General features: G+C 46.3%; 16 protein-coding genes, 1 tRNA gene and 1 pseudogene. 4 read left to right on the top strand and 14 right to left on the bottom strand.

The genetic code is table 11. The features are described 5' to 3' along the window. The first annotated feature begins 3 nt into the window (after positions 1 to 3). Positions 4 to 3,078 carry a molybdopterin-dependent oxidoreductase gene (locus tag K0I73_RS16370; RefSeq protein WP_220062102.1) on the top strand — a complete coding sequence of 1,025 codons (3,075 nt, stop codon included), beginning with the start codon at positions 4 to 6 and terminating at the stop codon, positions 3,076 to 3,078. A 199-nt stretch (positions 3,079 to 3,277) separates the two neighbouring features. Here the strand turns inward: K0I73_RS16370 and K0I73_RS16365 are convergent, their stop codons facing one another. Next, positions 3,278 to 4,240: a LysR family transcriptional regulator gene (locus K0I73_RS16365; protein ID WP_220062101.1), complete on the bottom strand. Its 963-nt coding sequence runs from the start codon at positions 4,238 to 4,240 to the stop codon at positions 3,278 to 3,280. A 119-nt stretch (positions 4,241 to 4,359) separates the two neighbouring features. Then, positions 4,360 to 5,320: pseudogene (locus K0I73_RS16360) on the bottom strand (IS5 family transposase). A gap of 434 nt (positions 5,321 to 5,754) precedes the next feature. Here K0I73_RS16360 and K0I73_RS16355 point away from each other — a divergent pair. Further along, positions 5,755 to 5,841 (top strand) — tRNA-Leu (locus K0I73_RS16355). A gap of 56 nt (positions 5,842 to 5,897) precedes the next feature. Here K0I73_RS16355 and K0I73_RS16350 read toward each other — a convergent pair. The 10 genes from K0I73_RS16350 to K0I73_RS16305 form a co-directional block, all read right to left on the bottom strand. Next, entirely contained in the window at positions 5,898 to 7,529 is a 1,632-nt protein-coding gene (locus K0I73_RS16350) for a methyl-accepting chemotaxis protein (RefSeq protein ID WP_220062100.1), read from the bottom strand. A 197-nt stretch (positions 7,530 to 7,726) separates the two neighbouring features. Continuing rightward, a complete protein-coding gene (locus K0I73_RS16345) occupies positions 7,727 to 8,839 on the bottom strand; it encodes a site-2 protease family protein (RefSeq protein ID WP_258405220.1) in 1,113 nt (370 codons plus the stop codon). Positions 8,840 to 8,953: 114 nt separating this feature from the next. After that, positions 8,954 to 10,624 carry a flagellar assembly protein A gene (locus K0I73_RS16340; RefSeq protein WP_220062099.1) on the bottom strand — a complete coding sequence of 557 codons (1,671 nt, stop codon included), beginning with the start codon at positions 10,622 to 10,624 and terminating at the stop codon, positions 8,954 to 8,956. A gap of 195 nt (positions 10,625 to 10,819) precedes the next feature. Then, positions 10,820 to 11,842 carry a methyltransferase gene (locus K0I73_RS16335; protein ID WP_220062098.1) on the bottom strand — a complete coding sequence of 341 codons (1,023 nt, stop codon included), beginning with the start codon at positions 11,840 to 11,842 and terminating at the stop codon, positions 10,820 to 10,822. Positions 11,843 to 12,128: 286 nt separating this feature from the next. Further along, positions 12,129 to 13,547: an alkaline phosphatase gene (locus K0I73_RS16330; RefSeq protein WP_220062097.1), complete on the bottom strand. Its 1,419-nt coding sequence runs from the start codon at positions 13,545 to 13,547 to the stop codon at positions 12,129 to 12,131. 12 nt (positions 13,548 to 13,559) lie between these two features. Beyond that, a complete protein-coding gene (gshB, locus tag K0I73_RS16325) occupies positions 13,560 to 14,507 on the bottom strand; it encodes a glutathione synthase (protein ID WP_220062096.1) in 948 nt (315 codons plus the stop codon). Between the two features lie 40 nt (positions 14,508 to 14,547). Then, positions 14,548 to 15,279, bottom strand: coding sequence for a 16S rRNA (uracil(1498)-N(3))-methyltransferase (gene rsmE, locus K0I73_RS16320; RefSeq protein ID WP_220062095.1), 732 nt, complete (start codon positions 15,277 to 15,279; stop codon positions 14,548 to 14,550). Between the two features lie 3 nt (positions 15,280 to 15,282). Next, the gene (locus K0I73_RS16315; protein WP_220064430.1) at positions 15,283 to 15,993 is read right to left on the bottom strand and encodes an endonuclease; all 711 of its coding nucleotides are present in this window, start codon (positions 15,991 to 15,993) and stop codon (positions 15,283 to 15,285) included. 300 nt (positions 15,994 to 16,293) lie between these two features. Continuing rightward, entirely contained in the window at positions 16,294 to 16,860 is a 567-nt protein-coding gene (locus K0I73_RS16310; protein WP_258405219.1) for a SprT family zinc-dependent metalloprotease, read from the bottom strand. Positions 16,861 to 16,911: 51 nt separating this feature from the next. Next, positions 16,912 to 18,063, bottom strand: a complete 1,152-nt coding sequence (locus K0I73_RS16305) for a PA0049 C-terminal domain-containing protein (protein WP_220062094.1) — start codon at positions 18,061 to 18,063, stop codon at positions 16,912 to 16,914. A 260-nt stretch (positions 18,064 to 18,323) separates the two neighbouring features. On the opposite strand from K0I73_RS16305, the gene blaOXA reads away from it, so the two are divergent. Continuing rightward, a complete protein-coding gene (gene blaOXA, locus K0I73_RS16300; protein ID WP_220062093.1) occupies positions 18,324 to 19,109 on the top strand; it encodes a class D beta-lactamase in 786 nt (261 codons plus the stop codon). Positions 19,110 to 19,200: 91 nt separating this feature from the next. Here blaOXA and K0I73_RS16295 read toward each other — a convergent pair whose 3' ends face one another. Further along, a complete protein-coding gene (locus tag K0I73_RS16295; RefSeq protein ID WP_220062092.1) occupies positions 19,201 to 20,112 on the bottom strand; it encodes a LysR family transcriptional regulator in 912 nt (303 codons plus the stop codon). A gap of 121 nt (positions 20,113 to 20,233) precedes the next feature. Between K0I73_RS16295 and K0I73_RS16290 the strand changes: the two genes are divergently transcribed. Further along, on the top strand, positions 20,234 to 24,784 hold the full coding sequence (locus tag K0I73_RS16290) for an ATP-binding protein (RefSeq protein ID WP_220062091.1): 4,551 nt from the start codon (positions 20,234 to 20,236) through the stop codon (positions 24,782 to 24,784). Positions 24,785 to 24,848: 64 nt separating this feature from the next. Here K0I73_RS16290 and K0I73_RS16285 read toward each other — a convergent pair whose 3' ends face one another. Next, positions 24,849 to 26,048, bottom strand: coding sequence for a cation:proton antiporter (locus K0I73_RS16285; RefSeq protein ID WP_220062090.1), 1,200 nt, complete (start codon positions 26,046 to 26,048; stop codon positions 24,849 to 24,851). Positions 26,049 to 26,109 lie beyond the last annotated feature (61 nt).

Below are 26,109 nucleotides of genomic sequence, written 5' to 3'. Positions count from 1 at the left end.
AGCATGGATCGTAGAGATTTTTTAAAGGCGGGGTCTGTTACCGCCATGATGACAACTGGTGTGTTGGACGCCAAAGCCGCGACAAAGACTGAGATTAGCGATGCCGAGATCAGCCGTTATGCTCCGACGTCGTTGACGCCTGATTACTATTTTGATCAGGACAAGCAACTGGTGGAAAATCCTGAGCAGCGTTTCGCTTTCTCGAAGTGTTTCGGTTGTTTCAACGTCTGCGGTGCTCGGGTCAGCATAGATAACAAGACTGATAGGGTGCTGCGCGCCGTCGGGAACCCCTATACCTTGACCAATAATGCCGGTCAGCCCTTTACCATGGAGACGCCGCCTAAGGAGGCAATGTTACAGCTATCTGCGGTCAGCGGTCAGAACCAGAGCAATCGCGCCACCTTGTGTGGACGCGGTAATGCCGTGCCCGATGCGTTTGATGACAAGCACCGTATCACCCAGTGTCTTAAGCGGGTGGGTAAGCGCGGTGAGAATCGCTGGAAGAGTATCTCCTACGAGCAGCTGCTTAAAGAGGTGATCGAGGGCGGCGATCTGTTCGGAGAGGGCAAGATTGAAGGACTCAGGGCTATTCATGATAACCCTGCGTTAGCTAATCCTCATTATCCCGATTTCGGTCCGGCGAAAAATCAGTTACTGGTCTCCACATCTTCAGAGCAGGGTGCTCGGGCCGATTTTTTACACCGCTTTGTCAAGGAATCCTGGGGCACGCCTAATATAGGCAATAAAGACTCCTACTGTGGCCACCAACAGGTGGCGGGTTGTGCTTTGGGCTGTTTTGACGCTGTCGACGAAATGGCCTTGCCCCAGGTGGATTATGAAGAGACCAAGTTTGCTATTTTCATCGGCACGAATCCTGGGCTGAGTGGTAATGGGCTCAATGTGGGCTCTCGCCGTCTGGCTAAGGCCCGTAGCGATCGCCCTGATTTTAAGTATGTGGTTATCGATCCTATATTGCGTTCCTTAACCTCTGAGGTGGACAATAACCAAGGTGAGTGGTTGCCCATTATTTCGGGTGGCGATACCGCGTTGATGTTTGCCATGATGCAGTACATCATCAACCATGATCGCTATCGCCGTGCCTATTTGGAAGCGCCGAGTCAGGCCTGCGCAGATGCAATTGGTGAGATCAACTACACCAATGCCACCTATCTGGTGGTCAAAGAGCATGGTCATCCTTTGTATAACCAGTTCCTTACAGCCGAAGCCTGTGGCCTGGGCGAGGCCGAGGTCAAGATGGTGATCGACAAGGCCACGGGTCAGCTGGTGACAGGTGAGAGCGATCAACCTGCCGAGCTCTTCTACAAGGGCAAACTGTCGATTGGCAACGGGGGCGAGTTGCAAGTCGAGACCGCCTTCTCACTGCTTAAACAGCGGGTCAACGAGACCTCTATGCGCCAACTCTCCGAACGCTGTGGCATCTCTGTGGCTAAGATAGAGGCGCTGGCCAAGGAATTTACCTCTCATGGTCGTAGTGTGGCAATCGAGACCAATACTGGTTGTAATGCTTCGGACGGCGGACAATTCGCCTTTGCCATGATCATGTTGGCTACCTTGGTGGGTGCTCATAACGCCAAGGGGGGCATGATGCATATGGGGGGCGTGGGCTACGCCGCCATGTATGACATCTACGATGGTCCTCTGTATAACCTAATGGATTTTAAGCATACGACATTGACCGGCTTTAACGCTGAGCGTTCTGGCGACTATGAACAGAGCCATGAATACCAGCAGAAACTGGCCAAGGGGCTAGATCCTTACCCTGCGGATCAGCCATGGAACAACACTTTTGTACAGGATAACAGCGGCGAGCTGCTGGTGGCCCATGCCAACAAGAATCCTTTCCAGTTCAAGGCGTGGATCACCTGGGCGACCAACCCCATCTATGGCTGCTCTGGTTTGCAAGATCAGGTAGAGGAAAGCATAAAAGATCCGAAGCAACTAGGGCTGATCATCGCACTGGATCCCTACATCAACGAGACCAATGTCTTTGCCGACTACATAGTGCCAGACTCACTGCAGTATGAGCAGTGGGCTAACTCACGCATGTGGGGGAGTGAATTTATTGGTGATGTGGCCTGTGTCCCTGTGGTGGCGTCGCGTAACGTCAAGACCGCCCAAGGGCATGAGGTCAACATGGAACAGTTCCTGATCGATATCAGTAAGGCAATAGGTCTGCCAGGCTTTGGTGACAAGGCGTTTAAGGGGGCCGAGGGACGTGATTTCCCTATTCATACGCCGGCAGATTTCTATGTGCCCCTGTTTGCCAATATTGCCCATACAGGCTCTGTGCTGCCATCGCCTACTGAAGAGGATATCGCCTTTACCAGCGTGGATCGCGTGCTGCCACTGTTTAAGGCTAGACTCAAGCCAGAGGAGGTGGGACCAACCGCCTACATGCTTACCCGTGGTGGTCGTTACGAGCGGGTGGATGAGCGCTACCAAGGTGAGTTTTTTAATCCCATGATGCGCATGGACACTCAGTTCCAGGTGTACAACGAGTCGCTTGCACGGGTGAAAGACTCTTATAGTGGTAAGTACCACGACGGCCAACCCGTCTACGATGTGGATCGCTTCTGGGATGGTTCGGCGGTGCGTGAGGTGTGGAAGGTGAAAGAGTTTCCTTTTAACCTTTCTACCTTCAAGCTGCATCTTCGCAGCCCTTATTCTGTAACCCTGCCACGGATCACGGCACTGGGTGAGACTAACTATATTCATCTGCATGAGGATGATGCCGCCAAGTTCGATATCAAGAATGGCGATAGGGCGCAGGTGCTATCTCCCAAAGGGAAACATATCGAGGGGATAGTGCAGGCTGATAAGACGGTGGCTCGTAATACCATAGTGGTGGGCATGGGCTATGGCCACTGGTGCTTCGGCGCCAGCGATCTAGAGCTCGATGGTCAGTTAGTCCCTGGGATTCCATCGAGAGGTACGGGAGTTTGTCCTAATCCCTTCAACGTAGTGGATCCAAGCCGCAAAGGCGCGAGTCTCTATCGCGACAGAACCTTTGGTTCGACAGCGAGACATGGGGTGCCAGTGGCGATTCGTAAGGTGTAAAAGCAATAGGAGCGTCGTCTCTATTGAGACGACGCTCCTATTTGCTAAGTTCAGATTAGATGTGCTCTTTTTCTAGGCTTATCTTTGTTGTCAATCTTGCAGATAGGACACTTTTGCCCCCCCCCCTCCTGTCTTAGCGACAAAGGTTTTACCTTGATACTCTATTTATCCGCTCTTTTGATAAATAGAGTTTTTTCTTTTAGTGCTTCATCGCTAAAGTCCACTCATCGCTTAAGTGCTTAAATAATTGCTGTTTCAGCCAATGGTGGGTGGGAGATTGGTTGATCTCCGAGTAGATGAGGTAGTTGCCGATCGTGCGTCCGACAGTGATCTGTTTGAGTAATCGCTCGGTTAGCTCACTCGGGAGGGTGGCCGTTTGTATTCCCTTGATTAAAGAGTAAAACTCTCGGGTGAATACGTTACAGCTCATGGAGATGGCGCGTCCATCGAGAATATGGCGGCTCAGTGCGGCGATATTGTCCGTCGCGCCTATGACATTGACTGCTATCCCTTGCTGTTTGGCGAGTTGTTCTATTAAGGGCTGATTTAGGTCATTATAATTATCCAAGGCAAAATAATCATATTGGCATAAGTTTTCTATGGTAAACGCCTCCCCAAATACAGCATGATCTTCTTTGGCTATTAAAAAAAGCTTTTCGGTGGGTGAAAACATCTCACTGATGATTTTGTGATCTTTAAAGTTTTCATAAACCACCGCGAAATCTATTTCACCATGTTCTATCGCACGACTGCAATCGCTGGAAAGGGTACGTACCTCGAAGTTTAAATTAGGTGCAAGAGGCAATATATAGTGATGAATCACCTTGTTGATCACATAGGTGAACTCGTTGTAGGCGTATATCTTGAAGTGTCCCCTAGCGGTGAGCGGATTAAAATGAATATGATTATGTTTGATAACTTGATAATCATGAAGTAATTGCTTGATATAGGGTAGTAGTTGTATGGCTTTGTCAGATAACACAAAACCTTGTGCACGACGGATAAAGAGCACATCTTTAAAAATGTCTCGGAGTATGCCTAGGTGACGGCTGACCGATGAGATACTCGTCCCCAGCTCGTTGGCGACCAGACCTGCATTCAAGTGACGACTGATCGATTCGAAAATGATCAGTGACTGATAATCGAGTTTATCAATATTCATAGGGGAGAGAGTAAAAGTTTCTGTTGTTTGATTTTTAACATTCCCTCATTAAGTTAAACAAATTTTCCTGGTAATTCTGTGTCTCAGATTGGTTTTTATCGATAAAAGGGCGTTATTGATCAAATCATGGCCCTAGACACTCTTGCCCCAAGGGTTGTACCTAGTTGGGCAGCTTGTTTCCTAATAGGTATTTTTGGTTTTATGACTTTGTTCTTCGCTTTGATACCAGTTGAAGTTTCGCCGCTCTGAGCGTTGTAATCACAAGGCTAACTTTAGGACTAATCAACTGCTTATATCGATACATCGTTGTATCTGATAGTGACCTGACGTGGTAATTATTGCTCTGTTTCCATTGTGCTAATTGATTCATTTTGAGCGCTTTAACGGCTCCATTTCTCGGGTGCCCGCCTCCCAGTATCCTACGTTTGAACGCGGTGGAGTGGTGGGTTTTGAACCATTACGTCGAAGCAATTGGTGATACTCTATTGTGTCGTATGTACCACCGTCTGAGACTTGATTAACCTTTCGGCGAAGCGGGTTGAGCATTGTCGGTAATACCTTGCTATCAGCCACATTATCGAAGCTAACTTCGGCTGATACGACTTCGTGAGTCTCTGTGCCAATCGCGAGATGTAACTTACGCTACGTGCGACGCCGTTCCTTACCTTGCTAGCGGGTTTTCCATTCACCTTCACCGTAAACTTTCAATCCTGTTGAATTGACGACAAGATGAGTAACGGGGCCTCGACAGGGGTTACGATACTTAACCTCAACAGTCTTTGCCCGTTTGCTTATACAAGTGTAATCCGGTGCCGCTAATGGTACATCCATCAGTCGAAACAGAGAATTTATGAAGCCTTCAGTTGCCCGCAGTGACAACTTAAATACACCTTTGAGCATTAGGGCAGTTTCAATCGTTGTATCACTGAATTGAAAGCCTCTATCACGACCGCCGTGATGGGCTTTGCAGTGCCAAGCATTGATGGCTGATTCATCCAACCAAAAAGTGACCGAACCTCGATTGACTAATGCTTGGTTGTACTGTTTCCAGTTAATTATTTTACGCTTAGATTTGCCCATGTAGCCTGTCTCGTATCGGTACTTACAAGATCAGATCACAGAGTGCCCAAATGGTTCCTTCGATTTAGGCAACAACGCCATTACATTCAATAGATAATTTCGCTGCTGTAAGCCCTCTGAGAGATGTTCTGGGGGCTTCTGGTCATAACTGGTTGTGATTACTGAACTGAGAGCGATTACAAATTAACACTCATTCATCCATCATAATGAGAAACGCTTGTTCTTGCAAAGAGTTTGCAAAGGTGTTTTTAGTGGTTTTTATCTATTGATATTATTGAGTATTTTTAGAGGTGTTCTTTTCAAAATCCGTTTCCTTCGGGAGTGACGGTTCAAGTCCGTCCTTCGGTGCCATTATCAAAAATTGCTCTTTAAGAGCTACTCTCTTTAGAGAGAGAAAGCCTGCCTTAGAGCAGGTTTTTTTATATCAAAAATTTGCAGATGTGGTGGAATTGGTAGACACGCTAGCTTCAGGTGCTAGTGGCCTAACGGTCGTGCGAGTTCAAGTCTCGCCATCTGTACCAACTTTAAAGCCTTGCTGATGCAAGGCTTTATCTATAGAACATGGCGCTAACCTTTCCTAAGCAACTTTAAATCGTGATACCTCATGTTGAAGGTTATTGCAGATAGTTTGTGTGGTTTGAACAATTTTCTGCGTCTCACTGATCACATCGTGACAGTGCACGGTTTTATCTGACAGCTCGGTCAAGTTTCGGTTAATCTCTTCAGACACATGAGTCTGCTCTTCTGTTGCCGTTGCGGTTTGGCTAGACATGTCACTTACTCTGGAGGTTGAGGATAAGATCTCATCTAAGGCATTTTGAGTTTGGGCTGTTAACGAGACCGTAGAGTCGGTCAAGGCTGCGCCAGCTTCGATGGTTTTTACTGCATCTAACACACCGTGTTGCAATTGCTCTATCATTTTTTGAATATCTTGGGTGGAGGTTTCTGTTCTGCTCGCTAAGGTGCGCACTTCATCTGCGACCACTGCAAAGCCTCGACCTTGCTCTCCGGCGCGGGCAGCTTCAATTGCGGCATTCAATGCTAATAGGTTGGTTTGTTCCGCGATACCGCGGATCACATCTAGTACGGAGGCGATATTAGCCGAGTTTTCCGATAGTTTCTCAATAACAGTAACGGCTTGTTTTACCGACCCGGATAGCTGATCTATTTGATCAACCGATAGACTGAGAACGCGTTTCCCCTCTATGGTTTGATCGTTCACTTTATTTATCTCGCTCGCGGTATCCATTGCGTTGCTGGCGACTTCTCTTACTGCGGCACTCATTTCGTTTACGGCCGTGACTATGGTTTCAACAAACTGCGACTGGTCTGAACTGATTGTTAGTGTTTCAGTGGATTTCTCTGATAACTGTTCAACGCTAGAGTTAACTTCACTCGTCTGAGCGCTAATGGTGATTATCATCTTCTGTAGTTGTTCGACAAACAGATTGAAAGAGCTGGCAAGGGTACTAATTTCATCGTCTCGCTTTATTCGAATTCGTTGGGTTAGATTACCATTGCCGTTAGCTATATCGTTGATCCTATGGGTTATCTCATTGATTGCGTCAACTATAGTTTTAGGGCCAAAGTAGGCAATGATGAGTGCAAAAATAGCTACGATGACGGCGACAGCGACCGATATCCTATTTTGGCTGGTGGCTCGTTCACTAATAATTGTGTCGAGTTCTTGTACTCTCTTATCTGCTGCTTCTCCAGCTGCGTTATATATACTTCGCAATGCTTTAAACTCTTTTTTAGAGAATTGGTTATGCAGAGAAATCGCACCAGCATAGTCTTGTTGCTCTATAGACTTCACTACCTTGCTAGATGCTTGATACCAAAGTTTGAATTGTTGATCAAAACCTTTCGTTGCATCGGTTACCATTGGGTGGTCGACTAGCATCTCTCTAAACTGCAGCATTCTATCTTTGGCTTGATCGACATTTTCTTGCCAGTTTTTTATCTCTTTTTGTCTCTGCTCTGCATTTAATTGATCGCCTAGTAGGGTGACTTCACTGAGCTGTGCCTGGTATAAATCTCGATCAGCATTCAGGATAGCTGATGTCGCAGGGTTAAACCGTTGACTAAACTCTTGTAGTTGATTGACTATTTGATGATTGCGTGTGGCATCAAATATAGAGATAAAAATAAGTACAGCCGCGACGGCGATAAACATCAAAGAGAATTTAACTCGGATACTTTTAAACATGGCGACTCCTTTGTTTTAATTAAGTTTAGACTTAAGGAGTCAAATCGCGAGTTAGCGTCAGAATTATATTTCTCTGATTTCTTCAACGGCTTTTTTATCAATCCTACGACTTGAATTGATCTGGTTGGTTTGGAAGGGCGCAGTATATTAACGAATATAGATGAGGGGATGGTTCGTATCCCCTCATGCAAACAATATTAACTTTGTAATATCTTCAGGGGTAAACCGAGCATATCATCGCCGCTGCCCGCAAAGTACCAGATGATAGCGACGAGTGCAGCAACAGTAATAAGGTACCAAATGGCAGAAAACAGTTGGCCATATCTGTCTAACGGCAGGAGGTGACTTTGGTGACGGGTTTTCCACTCAAATACGATCTCCAAACTACCAATGAGCAGTAAAAATCCTAGCAGTGCTAGCCCTAAGGTGTAGCTAATAAACACGCCTATAGCCGCACCAGCAACACAGGCGATCAACCCCAGTACGCTGTTCATGGAAAAGCTGATGCTTTTGAGAATATGACCGCCATCTAAAGGTAAAATTGGTAAAAGGTTAAACAGGTTGAGTAGGGCATTGAAGGCGGCTAATCCTGCGAAAAACACATTGCCAGTGACCCAGTAGGCTATTAGCGCTGCAATAGACATCAATAAGCCAAATGTTGGCCCCATGATGGAGATCACCACATCTTGCCAGCGTGTGTTAATTTTTTCATCGCTGAGGGCGAGTCCTCCCATAAATGGGATTAGGTAAATGCCTTTAGTCTTCATGCCGAAATATTTCATTGCCCTGATATGGCCATATTCGTGAAACACAAGGCAGGCGATAAGTGCTAAAGCAAACTGAAAAGAGAATAGCCAAGAGTATGCCGCGATACTCGCACCTGCGAGGATCACCTTGATCACCTTGGCACTTTTTAAAAGTTTAAAGCCTAAAGAAGCTAAGCCGACTAAGCTAAACTGCTTTTTTACTGGGATAGGCGTAACCGGAGTCTGCCGCTCAATATCTTTGCTGTCACGATGACCTTGGCTAAGGATCTCATCATCTTTGAGCAGACGATACTGCAAATTAAAGGGTTGCCACTGCAAGTCGACTTCTAGGGTGATTTTTATGCTTGTTGATATTAGAGTTTGCTCTTCGGCTTCAGCGGTTTGAGCGTTAAGTTCAAACTCATGGCTTCTTAATCCTTCTGGATTTGCCGAGGCTTGTTTAATAGAAACGAGTTCATTGCTCCAATACAGTTGTTGCCAACCGGCCATAGAGCCTTCAAGGCGTAGCTCTTTTCCTAGACAGTCGATCCTGAGTATTTCCACGTTATATCTCTTATTTACACAGCGTTATAGTGCGGGATTATGCCTGTAAAACTGAAAGAAATAAAAGAGGCGTAATTTTGGGTTACGCCTCTTCAAGAAAAAGCTACGACAGAGTTACTTTCTACTGCTGTAATCGAAGTTAATCTCTTGGTTTACATTTGTCACAATACAGGGGCCGTGTTCGCGTTGAGTGCGATTAAAGGCTGGCCCGATATGAAGTTCTACGTTGGCAAAGATATGTTTGCAAGCTTCTATGCGATATTGTTGATAGTAGTCTTCGACTTCTTGATGGGCCAGATTATATTCGATCTCTTCTTTTGAGCACTCGGCAGTGATTCGCCGTTTCTCTTCCAGCATGCCTTTTACTTGTTCAACCATTAATTCATCATCTTGCCACTGGGCTTTTGGCGGTAATTTATTCAGGCTCGATTCGATATTAAGTTTAGCAACCACCATCTGTTTAATACTTTGATCGAACTGTTTGAGTGATTCTTTAAGTTCGCCATATTTCATCGCACAATAGATTTCGGTTTTGGTACCAGCGGTAGCGCCAATAATTACCGCTTTGACCCCTTTGTCTGATTTGGCTATGCCGCCAACTAAGTCACCTCTGCGTCCGTTCGCGTCACTGACTGTCAGGGTTTGGGTTGTGCTGGTATGACTATGAAGTAGCTGTTTAGTAACTAAAATCTCACCTTCTGCCTCAAGCTCCGAATATTGGACAAATTGAGCTGAAATTTGACCTTTGGCATGCAACTTGGTTGAAAGCTGATCTTCTTTTAACTGTCTTCCGATCACCCCTTTGCTGACGGTGATATCACCATTCGCGATGAGGTGAGCTGAATCGACAAATCCCATCACGGTAATATCACCTGTGGTTTTGACCACCATACCTTCATGAACATCGCCGGTTACTAAGATACTGCCTTTAAAGTCGACGTTACCGTAGCCAATATCGACATCTTTTATCTCAAGTACATCATCGACCTGCATGCCTGTCTTGGTTTCGACGGGTTGACCCGCAACCGATGCTACTAGTACGTTTGCATCGCTTTCAAGCAGGTGGGCACCATTACCCGCAGTCAATGTAATATCCTTGCCTGGGATTGGTTCTAGCTTTTGACCTCTAACATCGTAACCAGAAGTCCCTTCGGTAGCTGGCTTTTTTATCATTAGCGTATCATTAGGCTTGACCATGATCACATCGCCCAAGTTTCGCATATCGACAGTGCCGTCTTCGCGTTCTTGGGGCTGTAAAAGTCGCTCTCTTGCTAATGGAACTTTGCGTTCGATAATGGCGTTATCACCATTGATAGCCGGTTTTCCATGAGCAATGACGTTGGTACAAGATTCACCAGGCTGGAGAGATGTCAATTGTTTCAATAAGGATTGGATCTTAAGCTTGCTGAGCCCCATGCTGATATTGTTAGCTTTTAATGCCTTTAGGATATCGGGTAGGGTGGTTTCATTGCCACCCCATGGCGCGACTAAAGTCATCTCGGCACTCATATTATCTTCGGCTATCGCAATTTCAATTTCGCCATCACGCCGCTCAGCTACCTCAAAGAAGAGTTCATATTGGCCATCATCTTGGCCTATTAACTTGTTTACTTGTATAACGGCTTTATCGATGACATTGGTACGAGGGAAGAGACGTGATAATTCAGGGAAAGAGAGCAACTCGTTAATCCCCTCAACACTCACTGGTCCGTGGGTGTTGGGGATCAATCTTAATTCTGCAAATTTGCCATCGTTACTTAGTTCTATGAGTCCGGGATCCAGCATATGTTGTTTCCGAAGTTAGATTCTTATTATTAGAGTGTGTTGCCTGAGTATAACAGCATAAAGTTTGACCTATGAAGTCTTTATTTATGAAGTATTTGAGCTGAGTCTCGTGTTGGAGAGAATATAAAATAAAGGCTGGGGGAAATCGATAACCCTCAGCCTTATTAAATGGTTTTACAGATTGATAAAACGTTTTTAACTATTTGAATAAACTTTGTATTTATTATTTTCCGCTATGACGTTCACGGTTTTGAACTGTTTCGCAATAAGCTCGCTGTAGGGGAGATGGCGATTGGCTACGATGCGCCATTTACCCGAAGGCTTTAGCTTTTTGGCGCTATCTTGTACAAATTGTGCCGCAATATTGGTGGTGCTCTGCAATCCATCGTGGAAGGGCGGGTTAGAGATAATACCGTCAAATACCCCTTGTGCTTGCCCTATGCCATCTGACGGATAGACGTTTGCCGTCATGCCATTGGCAGCTAATGTGAGTCGGCAAGAGGCCAAGGCCATCGCATTAATGTCGACGCAATCGATGTCGAGTGTCGGCTGTAATTTCAGCATCGCCGCACTAATGATGCCCGCGCCACAACCAAAATCGAGCACTTTGCCATGCAATGCAGGAAGGTGTTCGAGTAGTAGTTTTGTACCCTCATCTAAACGCTTCTCACTAAATACACCGACCAGATTGCATATGGTGATCTCTCCTTGTGGCGTCGATAAGGTGTATTGGCTTACCCAGTCTTCCAGTTTTATTGCCGGGGCGGTATTAATCAGCTCTGTGCCAAAGAGTAGGCAATGGCGCGCATTGTCCAATTTGCTGGCGCTATCAAAGTAGTCGGGAAGTTGTTTCGCAATAGAGCGAACGCCGCCCTTATTTTCGCCTACGACAAAAAGTTCTCCGCCCGATTTAAGATGTAAACCTGCTAAGTTGATGAGGTAAGGGGCTAAACTCTTGGACTTAGGATAAAACAATATTACAGCATCAAATTTAGCCTCAACGGGCAAATTGTGCCCGAAATAGACCGATAGACTTGCAGACTCATGGGAAGCTAATTGTTGATAGTGATTGAAATCGAGTGCTAACGCGGTGACCTGTTTGGCGCTGTGAAGTAGTTCTTTAGCGAGTAGATCACTTTCAAAGTTGAGCAGTAAAACATTCTTTGATTCAAATAGTTCACTGTTTCTTAAAATAAGTTGCGAGGGGTTAGATAGCACGAAAAACCAATATATCGATAGAATTTGTCGATAATTATATCTGTGATTAGCCATTATCAGTAATGATTTTATCGGGTGATGTCTATTTTTGCAGTTAACTCGAGATTAAAATCGCTTTTTAAACTGAAGATCTATTTAACCTGAACTCGGGTTAAGAGATGGATTAAGGTTAGATGACTTGGGCGTTTTACGTTTAGTATCCCGAGTCCAGGTTATTTAAGTCAATTGGGTATATCGATGAATAAGCTCTCGCAGTTTGCTGCCAAACTGCGAGAGCGAGTTAAGCTTATAGTCTAGTCGTTGTGCCTGTTTCCGCTGGCATACTTGTGGCTATAGGTTGCTCTCTTTCAGGTTGACCGCTTTGTGTCTTGGGCGCCGCAGGTGTCGTTGCTGTAGGCCTTGGCATCTTAGGCAATAAGCTGATCAACTTATTGGCGATATCGGTGTTATCTTGATGGCCAAAAAATAGTGTCGATGCTGGACCTGTTGCAAACACTTGCACATCTACGCCAGTGTGGCCGCCAGTTGTCCAGCCTGTATTTGAGCGTTTGTCGATAAGGCGCTTAATCTTGGCGTGCAGTGTTTTCTGCCCTTGCATTCTTGCATTGCTAAGCTGTTTAAATTCATCGTCGGTTAATGCTAGCCCTAGGTGATTTTCAACTACCGAGCGCCACTCATCAGTGGCGATTGCCTGAGTCGCTATCGTGGCAGGGCTTGCGGTAATATTGCGAAGGAGTTGACCATCCCAGCGGTAGTCGCCATCTGTGCCAATAGATAAACCGCCAGTGTTATGATCGGCGGTGACCACTAACAGCGTATCATTGTGGCTACGAATATATTGCTCTACCACTTCGATAGCGTTGGCAAACTCATTCACTTCAGCCATAGCGGCAGCGATATCGTTATCATGACCAGCCCAGTCAATAAGGCTTCCCTCGACTAAAAGCACAAATCCTTTGTCATTATTGGATAATAAGCTTAATGCCTTTTCTGTCATCTGACTTAGACGGTTAGCTTCTGGTTCATCGATGGCCCAAGGCAGCTGCACATCGGCAAAAAGCCCGATGACTTTGGGTTGAGTTAGCGCTGCTAGCGAATTGAAATCAGAGAGATACTGGTAACCCTTGGCTTCAAACTTTTGGATTAAGGACGTTGGAAAATATTTTTGCCCGCCGCCAAGCAGCACATCGGCATCGATATTGAGATAACTTTTTGCCAACTCATCATAGTTACGACGGCTTTCGTTATGACTTAAAAAGGCGGCTGGAGTTGCATGGTTGATTTGCGATGTCACTGCGATACCTGTGCTCATGCCTCGTTTTTTAGCCTGCTCCATAATGGTTGGAATAGGGCGTTTGTCTACATCGACAGAGACAGCACCATTATAACTCTTGATCCCGGTAGCTAAAGCGGTAGCCGCCGCAGCCGAGTCAGTCACTACGCCGCTTACCGCTGCGGGGTAGGTACTGGCATTGCCCACTAAAAGGCGGTCAAAAACGGTTTGTTCAACCTCTTGAGTGTTTGGGTTATCGCGGTAATAACGATAAGCCGCGGTATAAGCAGGCCCCATACCATCACCCACCATGATGATGATATTTTTAGGGATAGCAGGCGCTTCTGTTGGCGCGATGGCATTGGCAAAACTCGCACAGCTAACCAGTGACAGCGCGGCAGCGATAAAAGATACAAATTGAGATAACTTCATTTGGGCTCCGAATTAAGGATTAACGCGTGCTTCGATGGCATCCATCAACATGCCAGTAATATCAACATCGAAAGCGGCTTCTATCTCTTTAATGCACGTTGGGCTGGTCACATTGATCTCAGTAAGTTTGTCACCGATAACATCTAAACCGACGAAGATAAGTCCACGTTTTTTAAGTTCTGGGCCAATCGCATTGGCAATTGCCCAGTCACTTTCTGACAGTGGTTGGGCGACGCCTCTGCCGCCGGCAGCTAAGTTACCGCGGGTTTCACCATTTTGTGGAATGCGCGCCAGGCTATAAGGCACGGGCTGTCCATCTACCACCAAAATACGTTTATCTCCAGAGGTGATATCTGGGATAAAGGCTTGTGCCATCGCGTATTGTTGACCGTGATTAGTCAGTGTCTCGATGATCACGCCAAGGTTTGGATCGTTAGCTTTAACTCTAAAAATCGAGCTGCCACCCATGCCGTCGAGTGGTTTTAAGATGATATCGCCTTTCTCTTGATAGAAAGCACGAATTCGTGCAGCATCGCGGGTTACTATGGTTTCTGGAGTGAACTCACTAAACCAAGCGGTAAAGAGTTTTTCATTGGCATCACGCAAACTTTGCGGCTTGTTAACAATCAGTACGCCTTGCTCTTCGGCGCGCTCAAGCATATAGGTTGCGTAGATAAACTCAGTATCGAATGGCGGATCTTTACGCATTAAAATCGCGTCTAATTCTGCCAGAGGTGTGTCGGTAGCGTCACCAAGTTGGTACCAGTTCTGCTCGTCTTGCTGCACGGTTAACGGACTCATGGTTGCCATAGCAACGCCGTTGACCATAGCGAGATCTTTCATTTCCATATAAAAAAGTTGATAGCCGCGAGACTGCGCCGCTAACAGCATGGCGAAACTCGAGTCTTTCTTAATGTTGATGTCGCTAATCGGGTCCATCACTATGCCAAGCTTAATCATCTCTGTATCCTTATTGTTTCTGGTGGTTCATCTAGGTTGATTAACCTAAATCGCCAAATCTAAGTTGTAGCGCACTGATCGCCGTCAGCGCCGCGGTTTCTGTTCTTAGTACGCGGGGACCAAGCAGTACATCGGTAAACTGATATTGCTCTGTCATCATGATCTCAGTTTCTGATAAACCACCTTCTGGGCCGATTAGCAGACGTACTCTAGTGGTATCGAGTTGCAAGCCATTAATACCGTGAGCCGCGCGAGGATGAAGGTTAAGTTTTAGTGCATCGCTTGGTTCTGCACACCAGGCTTCGAGTGACATTGCTGGGCGTACAAGCGGCACTGTACTGCGACCCGATTGCTCACAGGCGCTGATAACAATCTTCTGCCATTGCTGGATCTTTTTCTCTAAACGTTCGCCGTTAAGTTTTACTCCACAACGTTCAGAAAACAGCGGGGTAATGGTGCTTACGCCAAGTTCTACCGATTTTTGGATCGTAAACTCCATCCTGTCACCACGTGAGATCACTTGTCCTAGATGCAAGTTCAATGGTGACTCGCTATCGTTGGTCGCTTGAGTTAAGACCTTAACTTCGACGTTTTTCTTACTAGCGCTGACAATTTCAGCTAAATATTTGTGTCCGTCGCCGTTGAAGAGTTCGAGCTTTTCGCCCGGTCCCATACGTAATACTCGGCCAACATGGCCCGCGGCCTCGCTGTCTAACATGACAGTTTGAGATAGGGCGAGTTCGCCCAGCTGATAGATCCTTGGAACTCTCATCTGCTACTCCGCAGTCTGTTTAAATTCGGCCAACTTTTGACATTGTGCCTGCACAAAAGGGTTGTGATTGCCTTGGCGATTAGCTATCGCCAGATCTCGTTGACACTCAATAGTATCAACTGGGTAAGTTTTATCCCATGCTTTAAATAGCTTTAATTGGCTTTTAGCGATCTGTAATCCATACGCCTGTTGCATATAGAGATAGGTGCGGGCAATTTTACCGCGAGTATAACTCGGCGGTTCTACTTTGCGAGATTTAAAGTCGACCACCATGGCGCATTGACCATACTGATTTGGATGGGCATTCCATTGACTAAATCGGTAGTTGCTGCGGTCGCCATTGACCTCGCCGATGGCAGGCACCAAGTTGTGCAGGTCGCTTTCCATCATCTTAAATTGGTCATCACTCTTACCACACTGTTTTCTGCCACCCTTTTGCCAGCATTGACGTTGATGACCAAACTCCCATGCTGGGACAATGTGTTCCCATTCTATTCGGCTGGCGCGTTTTTGCTGCTTACGCACCTGATATCCGCAATGGCTAAAATTAGGCTGCCATTTTTTACCCGTCACCGTGATATCGCAACCACAATAGAAACTGGTGGCGGGAAGTTCTTTTGTATAGAGGAGTCGCGCGATATTTTTAGCCTGACCAAAACTGCTGGGGTGTGAAGCCTGTGCACCGCTCGACAATATAGACAGCGCCAGCAGCATAGCCGTCAGTGCCCATTTGCACCGGCTAGATATGGTGTTCAATATAATAAATCCCTAAAAATACAATTACAGCGGCACTGAATATATGCTATTGGCTCTAGATGGCCTTGAGCTTCAGTGTCACCTTGATACAGCGATTGTTACAGTAATAGATACAGTAAAAATTATGGTGATAGTTATGCTAGTAGTGACAAAAACTTAACATTACTTCTGCTGTTTGGCGCTGATTTTACGGGATGGGACAGTAATGAAGCAAGGCGTCGAGGTGAGTGATTGACTAATCTTTTTGGGTAGTGCTCATCATCCTGCCAAGGTTAATGTCTGGCTACAACGGCGGCAACGGTACTGCGTTTGTTGACGGAGTATCTTATTATGCCTGCGAACGCTCAGATTTACGGGCCCACAATCACATCGATACCCATAGGTTTTACCTTCAACTGAGCTGATATCTAAGTTGTGAGTGGTGCTGGGTCGTAGTTGGTAGAGTTTTATCATTAAAGATTGCCACTCTTTTCCATGGGGTTTGACCCGTCCATAGAGCTGATAAGCGAGTAGATGACAAATTTCGTGGGGCACTACTTGGGCAACGAATTCGGCCGCATTCTCTTCTAGCAAGGTAGCATTAAATCTCAGCTTATTGAGTTGTAGATGGGCCGTGCCTGCGCTTTTACCTCTAAGTTTGAAGTTAACTTCTGGGCGAGGAAAGGATCTGTTGAGTTGTTGCTCTGCGAGTCGATAGCAACTTTCTACACTGCGCAAAATGTGCGCCTGATTATCAGTCTTGGGCGGCGCACTTCTATTTACGTGAGGGGGAATAACTTGAGCGGACGCCTTGCCCTTGATCATAGTTCTGATGCGCTGATACATGTTAAATCTTATGATTGCGCCCACTGTATGTGGGCACCTTAATGATGGATATTATAACTGAGTTGCCGCGGCTTCAACCATAGCTTTGACCTGAGCCACTATCTTCATTTCCGTCTCGGCTTCATAGGCCGCTATTCTCGGGGTGTGAATATGGCCAACAGGGATAGCACTGTTAAACTGCGCCCCAAGTAACACTGTGCGATAGGAGATCTCATTTGAGAGATAGCCACCACCAGAGCCTTCTACCGAAGTTGCGCTTTGTAATTCCAGTAGCGATTTAGCCTGAAACTCACCTTTGGCAAGTGTGGTCACAGTGTGGTTATCATTGACCTTCCATGGTCCCTCGACACTTTGCATTGCCGCTACCGGAAGGGAAAACTCCACAAATTCAGGTCCATTTAGGGTCTTGCCATCGAACATGGGGGCTTTAGGCGCAGAAGCACTGGCTCCCGTGAGTACATTTAAATTGTCAGGCGCTGCGGCGCTGCGGTTACGCCCTGGAAAGCGTTCAAGATCGAAGTTATCACGCCCCATGCTGACGGTGAAAATTGCCTTAACGCTATTTTCACGATAAATAGGTGTCAGCAAGGATTCGATAATGCCTTGGTCAAAATCGGCAAAGCGCACAGGTATCATCACGGTTTCGATTTGAGCTTGCTTACCATTGACACTGAACTTGTAACCATCAAGCGCTAGGGCGGCTAAACCAGATGGATTACTCTGATCAATATTGCGATCGAGGAAGAAGGGATCGAAGCCTGTCAATAGAATACGGATTTGAGTATTGTCATCGAATTGTATATCACTAAAACCCCGAGAAGATTTCTCCACCGCGTTAAGGAGAATTTTACGTTGCCAAGTAGCAATCTTGAATGCGGGATTATGCTGCTTGAGCTGTTGCTTCATAGAGAGGCGGCTCCAGTAGAGCGGTCTATCATCTTGGCCACCAGACTGCACATCTCTGACCGCTTGTTGCCATAATCTCTCTCCCTGACGGGCGACCACTTGGGTCATGACAAGCTCATCGGTTTGTTGCCGATATTTGCTGTCGAGATCTTCAACCATAGCTTGGTAGCGACTCACCACATTAGGAATCGCTTGGGTCGCGCTTGGGATGCGTAGCTCTTCGACATCGAGATTTGCAAGGGCGGCGGTGCTGCTTAAAATGGCGGTCATCGCCAAGGCTAAGGCTGATTTACTCATGGCTTTTAATCCTTTCCGTACTTATCTTTTGACCCTTTCCTAGGATACAAGGCGTGGATCTGGCAATGTATGGCTGGGTAATTATCAATTTGAATTTATTATAGTCAACAACTGAGTATGCACGACATCAAAGCGCAAATAAAGCATTGAGGTTTATTGATAAAATGCCCTTTTTTTGACATAAATCATCACAGCTTTGGCCGATTGTCGAACCTCATGTTCTGTTATGCTGAGTACGTCGATCATTTGGAGTGTAATTCATGCGTTTTCTAATCTTAACCACTATTGCCGTAATCAGTTTGGTATCGCTGAGCCATCAAGCAAACGCCAAGGTCGACCCGCTGCAACAAGCGTTTAATGATGTTAATGTCGACGGCGCTCTTGTGTTGCTTAATGACAGTAGTGGCGAGCAACTGACCAATAATAGCGTCCGCAGCCAACAGCGATATATTCCAGCTTCAACGTTTAAGATCCCTAACAGTTTACTCTTACTTGAGGCAGGATTAGTTAAAGATGAGCATACGCAATTTGTTTGGGATGGTGTTAAGCGTGACTATAGCAGTTGGAATCGAGACCATAACTTCGCTTCAGCGATGAAGTATTCAGTTGTGCCCATTTATCAAAAATTAGCCTTAGCCCTCGGAGAGGATAAAATGAGCAAAGGGGTTCGCTTGCTTAACTATGGCAATAAGGATATTTCTGGTGGTTTGGATAGCTTTTGGCTAGACGGTGAGCTAGCTATTTCTGCAACTGAGCAGGTGCAGTTTCTGCAGCGACTTTATCATAATCAGCTTCCCGTCTCCGAGCGTAGTCAACGTATAGTGAAAACCATGATGTTGAACGAAGCCAATAGTGATTGGGTGCTTAGGGCAAAAACGGGATATGGCGTTAGGCAGAATAAAAAAATTGGCTGGTGGGTTGGTTGGATTGAGAAAGAAGATAATACCTATTTCTTTGCCATGAATATGGATTTAGACAACACCCAAGAGTTGCCCTATCGACAAGCTATCGTCAGGCAGGCGCTGAAAAACCTCGGACTAATGTGATCGCTTTTGTCGTTTGGTTAAAGGCCTTTTAGGTTGGAAAGTAATAGAGCGGGTAGGTGTTTATATTCTGCTAAACCCTCAAGCTCAAGCGTTAGATCATCAAAGTCTGCAGCGATTCATGACTGCTAAATCGTTTGGTAAAGAAATCTAAGAAGACACTGATATTGGTTGCAAGCTGACGCCGGCTTGAATATACGCCATATACTTTGAACGGCTCTATCGGCCACTCTTGTAATAGTGGCACTAAGCTGCCTCCGGCTAACTCATTTTTACATACCGAATTAGATAGCATGGCAATGCCAAAATCATCCAATGCTAGCTGTTTCACCATAATTGCGCTGTTGACCCTCACTTTTCGTTGAAAGTTGACCATAGTCTTGCGTTCCCCCTTGCCTAACGGCCAAATGGGCGCCGAGCGAGAAGTACCAAGTAAGATACCGCTATGTTCACTTAGCTCCTGTGGTGTTGCAGGAGTGCCCTTGGCTTTTAAATAGGCCGGACTCGCGACCAAAATAGGTTGGCGCTCTAACAGTAGTCTAGCGACCAAATCTGAGGATTGTAGCGGACCATATTTAATCGCGATGTCATAACCTTCGCCAACGAGGCCCACATCATTATCGGTGAACTGTACGTCGAGTTCGACATTAGGGTAGAGGCGCATAAAGCTACTACAGAGCTTTGCTATTAGCTCTTGGCTAAACGAAACTGGGATAGCGATGCGCAGTGAACCCGATACGTCATTGTGAGTATTTTCGATTGCAGCCTTGGCAGCTTCGATTTCATCATTAATACTACTGCAGTGTTGATAAAATAATGCACCCACTTGAGTTAGGCTTAAATTACGGGTATCTCGCTGCAACAATCGTACGCCAAGCTGCTCTTCAAGTTGGGCAACTTTACGACTTATGGTTGATTTTGGCATACCGGTATTACGCGCTGCTTGGGAGAACCCCTTAGCTCTAACTACCGCTGCAAATAGCATCATACCGTTCAAATCTGGCATTTTTTTATCACTGTCTCAAATATGGAACAAAGCGTCTAAGCCAGTTTAATAGCATTTGACCCTATAACAAAGCTATATTTATGGGCTAAAAATTTTAGAGGCTAAAGCAGAGGATCTATTGATGACCAGCACCAATCAGCCCACAAACACGACTCAGGTTCAAACTGCCGATCCGCTTTTTCTTCAAGCAGAGCATTTGGCACAAGATTTTTCTCTGTTTCCTAAGCACAGTAAACAGAGTCTTTCGCATCAGATTAATGGTCTACTAAGCGAAGATACGATTCAGTCTAACCTTAAAGAGCTGGAACAGTTAGACGTTGACGGTTATGTATCCAAAGTTATTCAGCCAACGCTAGATAAGAACCGTGCTGGCGCTAAGCGTGTGATTGCCGATCTTAAAGGTAAGCTGATAACCGAAAAACATTTAGGCGCTTTTTATAGTGCAGAGATCGAACTGAATTTTGGATCTCGTACTCGCCGTATCGGTTTTATTGCTCAAGAACGCACCACCAGTAATGGTGCGTGGATGCCTGAGCATCACTTAGCGGCATGTGCTGCTATTCGTCATTTTGCCGAATTATGTATGCCAATCGTTTACCTTATTGACACCCCTGGTGCTGACGCGGGTGAGGTGGCTAACAGCCAAAACCAAGCGCATACCATCTCTAAGGCGATTGCTGAGAGTGCTAACGTTGATGTACCGACTGTCGGTATCGTTATCGGTGCGGGTTATTCAGGCGGCGCAATTCCATTAGCAGCAGCAAACATCTTACTCTCTCTGCGTGATGGTATTTTCAATACCATTCAACCACAGGGCTTGCAGAGCATTGCGCGTAAGTACAACTTGTCTTGGCAGGAATGTGCTAAGTCTGTTGGGGTATCGCCAGAAGAGTTGTACACCTCAGGTTGTATCGATGGCATTATCGATTTCTCGCCTTCAGACAAAGATGAGCGCCAGCACAATCTGCGCCGCGCTATCGTTAGCAGCATCGAAGCGGTTGAAAATGCGGCAGTGCAGTTTGTTCGTGAGTCAAAAGATCTGCGTGAGCATTACGATCGTAGTTTGACCCGTTTTCTTCTCCCGTCGAAGAACCTTGCTGCATTAGAGGAACAGGCGGAGTTAGCGGTCGCTGACAATCCAACCATGCACTTAAATCTGTTTGGTAGTGCCTATCGTTACCTACGCTATCTTACGCTACGTAGCCGTATTCACTCTATCTCTCAAGAACAGTATGGTCGCCTATCTAAGGTTAGTATTCCTGAAGGTGATCTACTTGCACGTATTCAGCAAGAGCAAGACAAGGTATTCCAATCTTGGTTATCTAGCCCTGATAAATTAGTTTACGACGAAGAGCTAAACAAGCTTTGGGGTAACTTTACCTCTAAGCGTGACGATGTTGCTACCGAACGTAACATGCTGACTCGTCTCATCTTAGGTGAGCCAAAAGAGAACTATAAGAAAGCACGTAAGGCGCTACTGTTTAACATCGGTTGGTCGCTATACCACCGCTGGAAGAGCAACGCTGAAAACAACTTCAAGGGCCTAATCCATTACTTGGAAAGCCTACCTGATGAAGTGACTCAAGCCGATTGGCCTGAGCTTAACCAGCTAACGGTTCTCGATGTGATCGTCCATGACGAATTACGCGAAGACTTCATCTGGCAGTGCTATAACATTCTGATCTTCAACGCGCTTTATGACAATGTTGTAGGTAATTTGGCCTCAATAGCTAAAGAAGCCATGATGTCTAAGAGCTTGTCACGTGCATCAGTTGATAGCCTGTTACATGATTCAATCGATCGCGCCATCTCTAAGCAAGACACGGCTAACGATAAGAGCAAATTCTATAAGTGGCTGAAGTACTTTATGTCTCAGTCAAACCGCGCCGATCTGCTCACCAAAACAGAGCAGTGGAAGAGTGTGGGTTTCCCACAACTTAACGACAGTCTCTTCGTTATCTTGACCTACTTCTTCGAGCGTCTATTACCAGAGTATTTCGCCAGCGAAGAGAAGAGCAGTGAATATACTGGTGCAATCAACCCTGTACGTATCGGTCGTCGTAAAGATTTCTGGAACCGCTTAACCATGGGTTACCAAGATCTGCTTATCCAAAAAGTGCTTCGTGATGAGAAGCGCAAAGGAAATATGACCTGGGAAAATGTCATTGCTAAGTTCTTCACCGAGTTTGATGAACTTAACGGCGACAAGATGTCGGCTAACCTACTTAACTTCCCTGGTTTCCGTCTCTCTATCGAAGATGCGCTAGATAAAGGGATTCGCCCTTGTGGTTTGATCACCGGTACGGCTGATTTTGAGCATAACGGCCAGACTATGCGTGTGGGTGTTGCTGTATCAAATACCGCTTTCCAAGCCGGTGCATTCGATATGGCCAGTGCTGAGAAATTCAGTGCGCTACTTATCGAGTGTGCGAAGCGTAAACTCCCTGTTATCTGCTTTATTAGCTCAGGTGGCATGCAGACCAAAGAGGGCGCCGCGGCACTATTCTCAATGGCGGTAGTAAACGATCGTATTACTCGTTTTATCCGTGATAATGAGTTGCCAGTATTGATGTTCGGTTACGGTGACTGTACCGGTGGCGCGCAAGCAAGTTTTGTAACCCATCCATTGGTTCAGACCTATTACCTATCGGGTACCAATATGCCGTTTGCGGGTCAAATGGTTGTACCTGCATACTTGCCTTCAACATCGACTCTGTCTAACTACTTGTCGAAAGTCCCTGGTGCGATGAACGCGCTAGTGAACAATCCATTTAGTGACAGTATTGACGAGCAGCTCGCGGGTATCGATCCATTGATGCCTAAGCCAACGGCTAAAGTTGAAGATGTTATTGGTAGTGCATTATCGACTCTTGTTCCTGAGATGATGATCACCGAAGAGGAGATCGTTCAAGACGATCCTCGTCAGCTGATGAAGCCTATCGACAAGGTGCTGGTTCACGCTCGTGGTTGTACCGCAGTTAAGCTTATTCGTAAAGCGCACGACAACAATATCAAGGTTGTACTGGTTGCATCTGATCCCGATATGACATCAGTGCCAGCCGATATGCTAAATGAGAACGACAAGCTAGTGTGTATCGGTGGTAATACTTCCGATGAAAGTTACCTAAACGCCTACTCAGTGCTGAAAGTGGCTGAATATGAGCAGGTAGATGCGCTGCATCCAGGTATCGGTTTCTTGTCTGAAAGCCCACAGTTTGCGGCACTTTGTGTCAACAACGGCGTTAACTTCGTTGGCCCAAGTGTTCACTCAATGACCACCATGGGTAACAAATCGAACGCGATTAAGACATCACAGGCACAAAATGTACCTGTCGTACCAGGCAGCCACGGTATTTTGACCAATGCAGAGCAGGCGGTAAATGTTGCCAGTGAAATTGGTTACCCTGTATTACTTAAAGCGGTACAAGGTGGTGGCGGTAAGGGGATTCAGGTTGTTGAACGTCCAGGAGATATGATCTCTCTGTTCCAGAAGACCTCTACCGAAGCCGCAGCAGCATTTGGTAACGGTGACCTTTATCTAGAAAAGTATGTAACTTCACTGCGTCATATCGAAGTTCAGTTGCTACGTGACAAGTTTGGTAACACTAAGGTACTGGGTTTACGTGACTGTTCGGTTCAGCGTAATAACCAGAAAGTGGTTGAAGAGTCTGGTTCTACTATGTTGCCAGATGAGCTTAAGCAACAGGTTATGGCCTACACTCGTGCCTTGGGTGATGCGACCGATTACATGGGCGCAGGTACCGTTGAGTTTATCTACAACCTAGACGCTAACGAAGTCTATTTCATGGAGATGAACACCCGTCTACAGGTTGAACATCCTGTGACAGAGGCGACTTCAGGTATCGATATTGTTAGCGCTGGTTTTGATATTGCGGCAGGCCGCTCAATTGAAAATCTTGAGCCACAAGACATAGGTTATGCGATTGAAGTGCGTGTAACGGCAGAGAAAGCGGCGCTCGACAGCAACGGTATTCTGCAGTTAGTACCACATCCAGGTAAGATCACTGAGTATGTCATGCCTGAGCGTGATGATATTGAGATCATCTCTATCGCCGGTGAAGGCAAAGAGGTTTCACCATATTATGATAGCTTGATCGCTCAGATCATCTGTCGTGGTGAAAGCCGTGAGGATGTGATTAACAAGTTACACGACTACTTAGCGGATCAAGTGGTGATCAAAGGTATCGCGACTAACATTCCATTGTTAACGCGTATCCTCAAAGATGGCACCTTCAACGAAGGCGTTTACGATACTAACTATCTGCCACGTTTCATGGCTGAACTGGATATCCCTGTGTTGATCGCAGAGATGGAAGCGGCTGCTGAAACCATAGGTGTCGATACCGAGTCGCTACGTGTCGGCGAGAGTAACGAGCTGAAAGTATTGGCACAAGGCGCTGGTATCTTCTATACCTCGCCAGCACCAGGTGAGTCAGATTTTGTTAAAGAAGGTGATATCGTCAGTGTCGATCAGACGTTAGCATTAACCGAAGCGATGAAGATGTTCTCACAGGTCACGCTTGCAGGCTTTAACCGCCAAGACGCAGTGTTGTACCCAGAAGATAAGCAATACCGTATTGAGCGTATTCTTAACAGTAACGGTCAGCAGGTTTCACAAGGTGAGCTTCTATTTGTGGTATCGCCAGTGTAGGCAATCACGTCTAGCAGAATAATATTAGAAATACCCATCTTATGATGGGTATTTTTTTGTCTGCTTAGTTAGCTTTTCGTGGCGAATGCAGTGCCCATTTTAAGAGCAGTGGGCCAGCTATCGTAGTGATGGCGATGACGAGTACCAACTCGGTAAACAGTTTTGAGGAGATGATCTCCATCTGTAGTCCCATCTCGGCAAAAACCAGCCCTACCTCTCCTCGTGGCACCATGGCGCTGCCGATGATCAGTTTAGTGCGCGAGCTTCCTTCGATAAACGCCCCCGCTGCGATTTTAGCCGCAATCGCCAAGATCGACAGGGTGGTGAGTACTAATAGGCCGCTCCAACTGGTATCGATTTGACTTAGATCTAAGCTCACACCGACATAAACAAAAAAGATCGGTGCAAACACATCTACTAAAGGTTTAGAGGCGACCTCCATCTGATGGGTAAAGGGGAAGGGGTTTTTTAGATATCGGTTAATCGGGGAGACAAATTGCCTGCTTAGGGCGAGTCCAACGGCGAAGCCTCCGAGCAGCGCTGGTGCACCAAAGGCGTGCGCCAGCCAAGCAAATAGACAGATTAGCACCATAGTGATAATGGCTTCGTAGCCAGTATGGTGTTCGGTCGGCCTTAATGCTCTAAAGATATAGAGTAAGCCGCGAGCGATAGGAGGAGACAGTAGCAAGAAGCCGACGATTTTGATGATCAATAACAGAGTCGCAAGCAGACTCAGCTCGCCTTTGGCGGCGAAGTTAAACAGTACACTCAGTAAGATAACTCCTGCGATATCATCGATCACCGCAGCGCCTAGAATAATATGGCCTTCGCGAGAGTGTGCCTGCTTAGCTTGCGCTAGCACTCTTATGGAGATCCCTATGCTTGTTGCCGTGAGTGCGCAGCCAAGGTAGATAGCGGTAAAGCCAGATTGGTTTAACCACAACATGGCCGTCACAGTGACGACGATAGCAGGCATCAATATGCCGATGAAGGCCACACCAATAGCACTGCTTCCTGCCTGATATAGATGTTTTATCGAGGTCTCACAGCCGATGGAAAACAGCAACAAAATCACGCCGAGTTCAGCCATGACCCCAAGGGTTTCGTGGGGAGTGACCCAATTGAGTAATGTGGGGCCCAGTAGTAATCCCGCGAGCATCTCTCCGACGACGCTGGGGAGTTGTAAGCGCTGAAATAGGTCACCGAACAGGCGACCAAAAAGTAAGATTAGACACAGTGATAGCACAAAGTTATCTATGGCCATATCGGTCTCCGATCGCGAGTGGCGATGTAAGTATGATCTTTGTCAATATGATGACCGATAT

The organism is Shewanella mesophila (assembly GCF_019457515.1).
Taxonomy (GTDB): Bacteria; Pseudomonadota; Gammaproteobacteria; order Enterobacterales; family Shewanellaceae; genus Shewanella; species Shewanella mesophila.
Note: the sequence above shows the minus strand (reverse complement) of the source record. Positions and strands in the feature narration are given on the sequence as shown.

Bases quoted from the DNA above. Each gene is read 5' to 3' on its own strand.
- K0I73_RS16310 (WP_258405219.1), bottom strand. From the start codon at position 16,860: ATGTATCAGCGCATCAGAACTATGATCAAGGGCAAGGCGTCCGCTCAA.
- K0I73_RS16285 (WP_220062090.1), bottom strand. From the start codon at position 26,048: ATGGCCATAGATAACTTTGTGCTATCACTGTGTCTAATCTTACTTTTT.
- rsmE (WP_220062095.1), bottom strand. From the start codon at position 15,279: ATGAGAGTTCCAAGGATCTATCAGCTGGGCGAACTCGCCCTATCTCAA.
- K0I73_RS16365 (WP_220062101.1), bottom strand. From the start codon at position 4,240: ATGAATATTGATAAACTCGATTATCAGTCACTGATCATTTTCGAATCG.
- K0I73_RS16340 (WP_220062099.1), bottom strand. From the start codon at position 10,624: ATGCTGGATCCCGGACTCATAGAACTAAGTAACGATGGCAAATTTGCA.
- K0I73_RS16290 (WP_220062091.1), top strand. From the start codon at position 20,234: ATGACCAGCACCAATCAGCCCACAAACACGACTCAGGTTCAAACTGCC.
- blaOXA (WP_220062093.1), top strand. From the start codon at position 18,324: ATGCGTTTTCTAATCTTAACCACTATTGCCGTAATCAGTTTGGTATCG.
- K0I73_RS16295 (WP_220062092.1), bottom strand. From the start codon at position 20,112: ATGCCAGATTTGAACGGTATGATGCTATTTGCAGCGGTAGTTAGAGCT.
- gshB (WP_220062096.1), bottom strand. From the start codon at position 14,507: ATGATTAAGCTTGGCATAGTGATGGACCCGATTAGCGACATCAACATT.
- K0I73_RS16305 (WP_220062094.1), bottom strand. From the start codon at position 18,063: ATGAGTAAATCAGCCTTAGCCTTGGCGATGACCGCCATTTTAAGCAGC.
- K0I73_RS16330 (WP_220062097.1), bottom strand. From the start codon at position 13,547: ATGAAGTTATCTCAATTTGTATCTTTTATCGCTGCCGCGCTGTCACTG.
- K0I73_RS16350 (WP_220062100.1), bottom strand. From the start codon at position 7,529: ATGTTTAAAAGTATCCGAGTTAAATTCTCTTTGATGTTTATCGCCGTC.
- K0I73_RS16315 (WP_220064430.1), bottom strand. From the start codon at position 15,993: ATGCTGCTGGCGCTGTCTATATTGTCGAGCGGTGCACAGGCTTCACAC.
- K0I73_RS16370 (WP_220062102.1), top strand. From the start codon at position 4: ATGGATCGTAGAGATTTTTTAAAGGCGGGGTCTGTTACCGCCATGATG.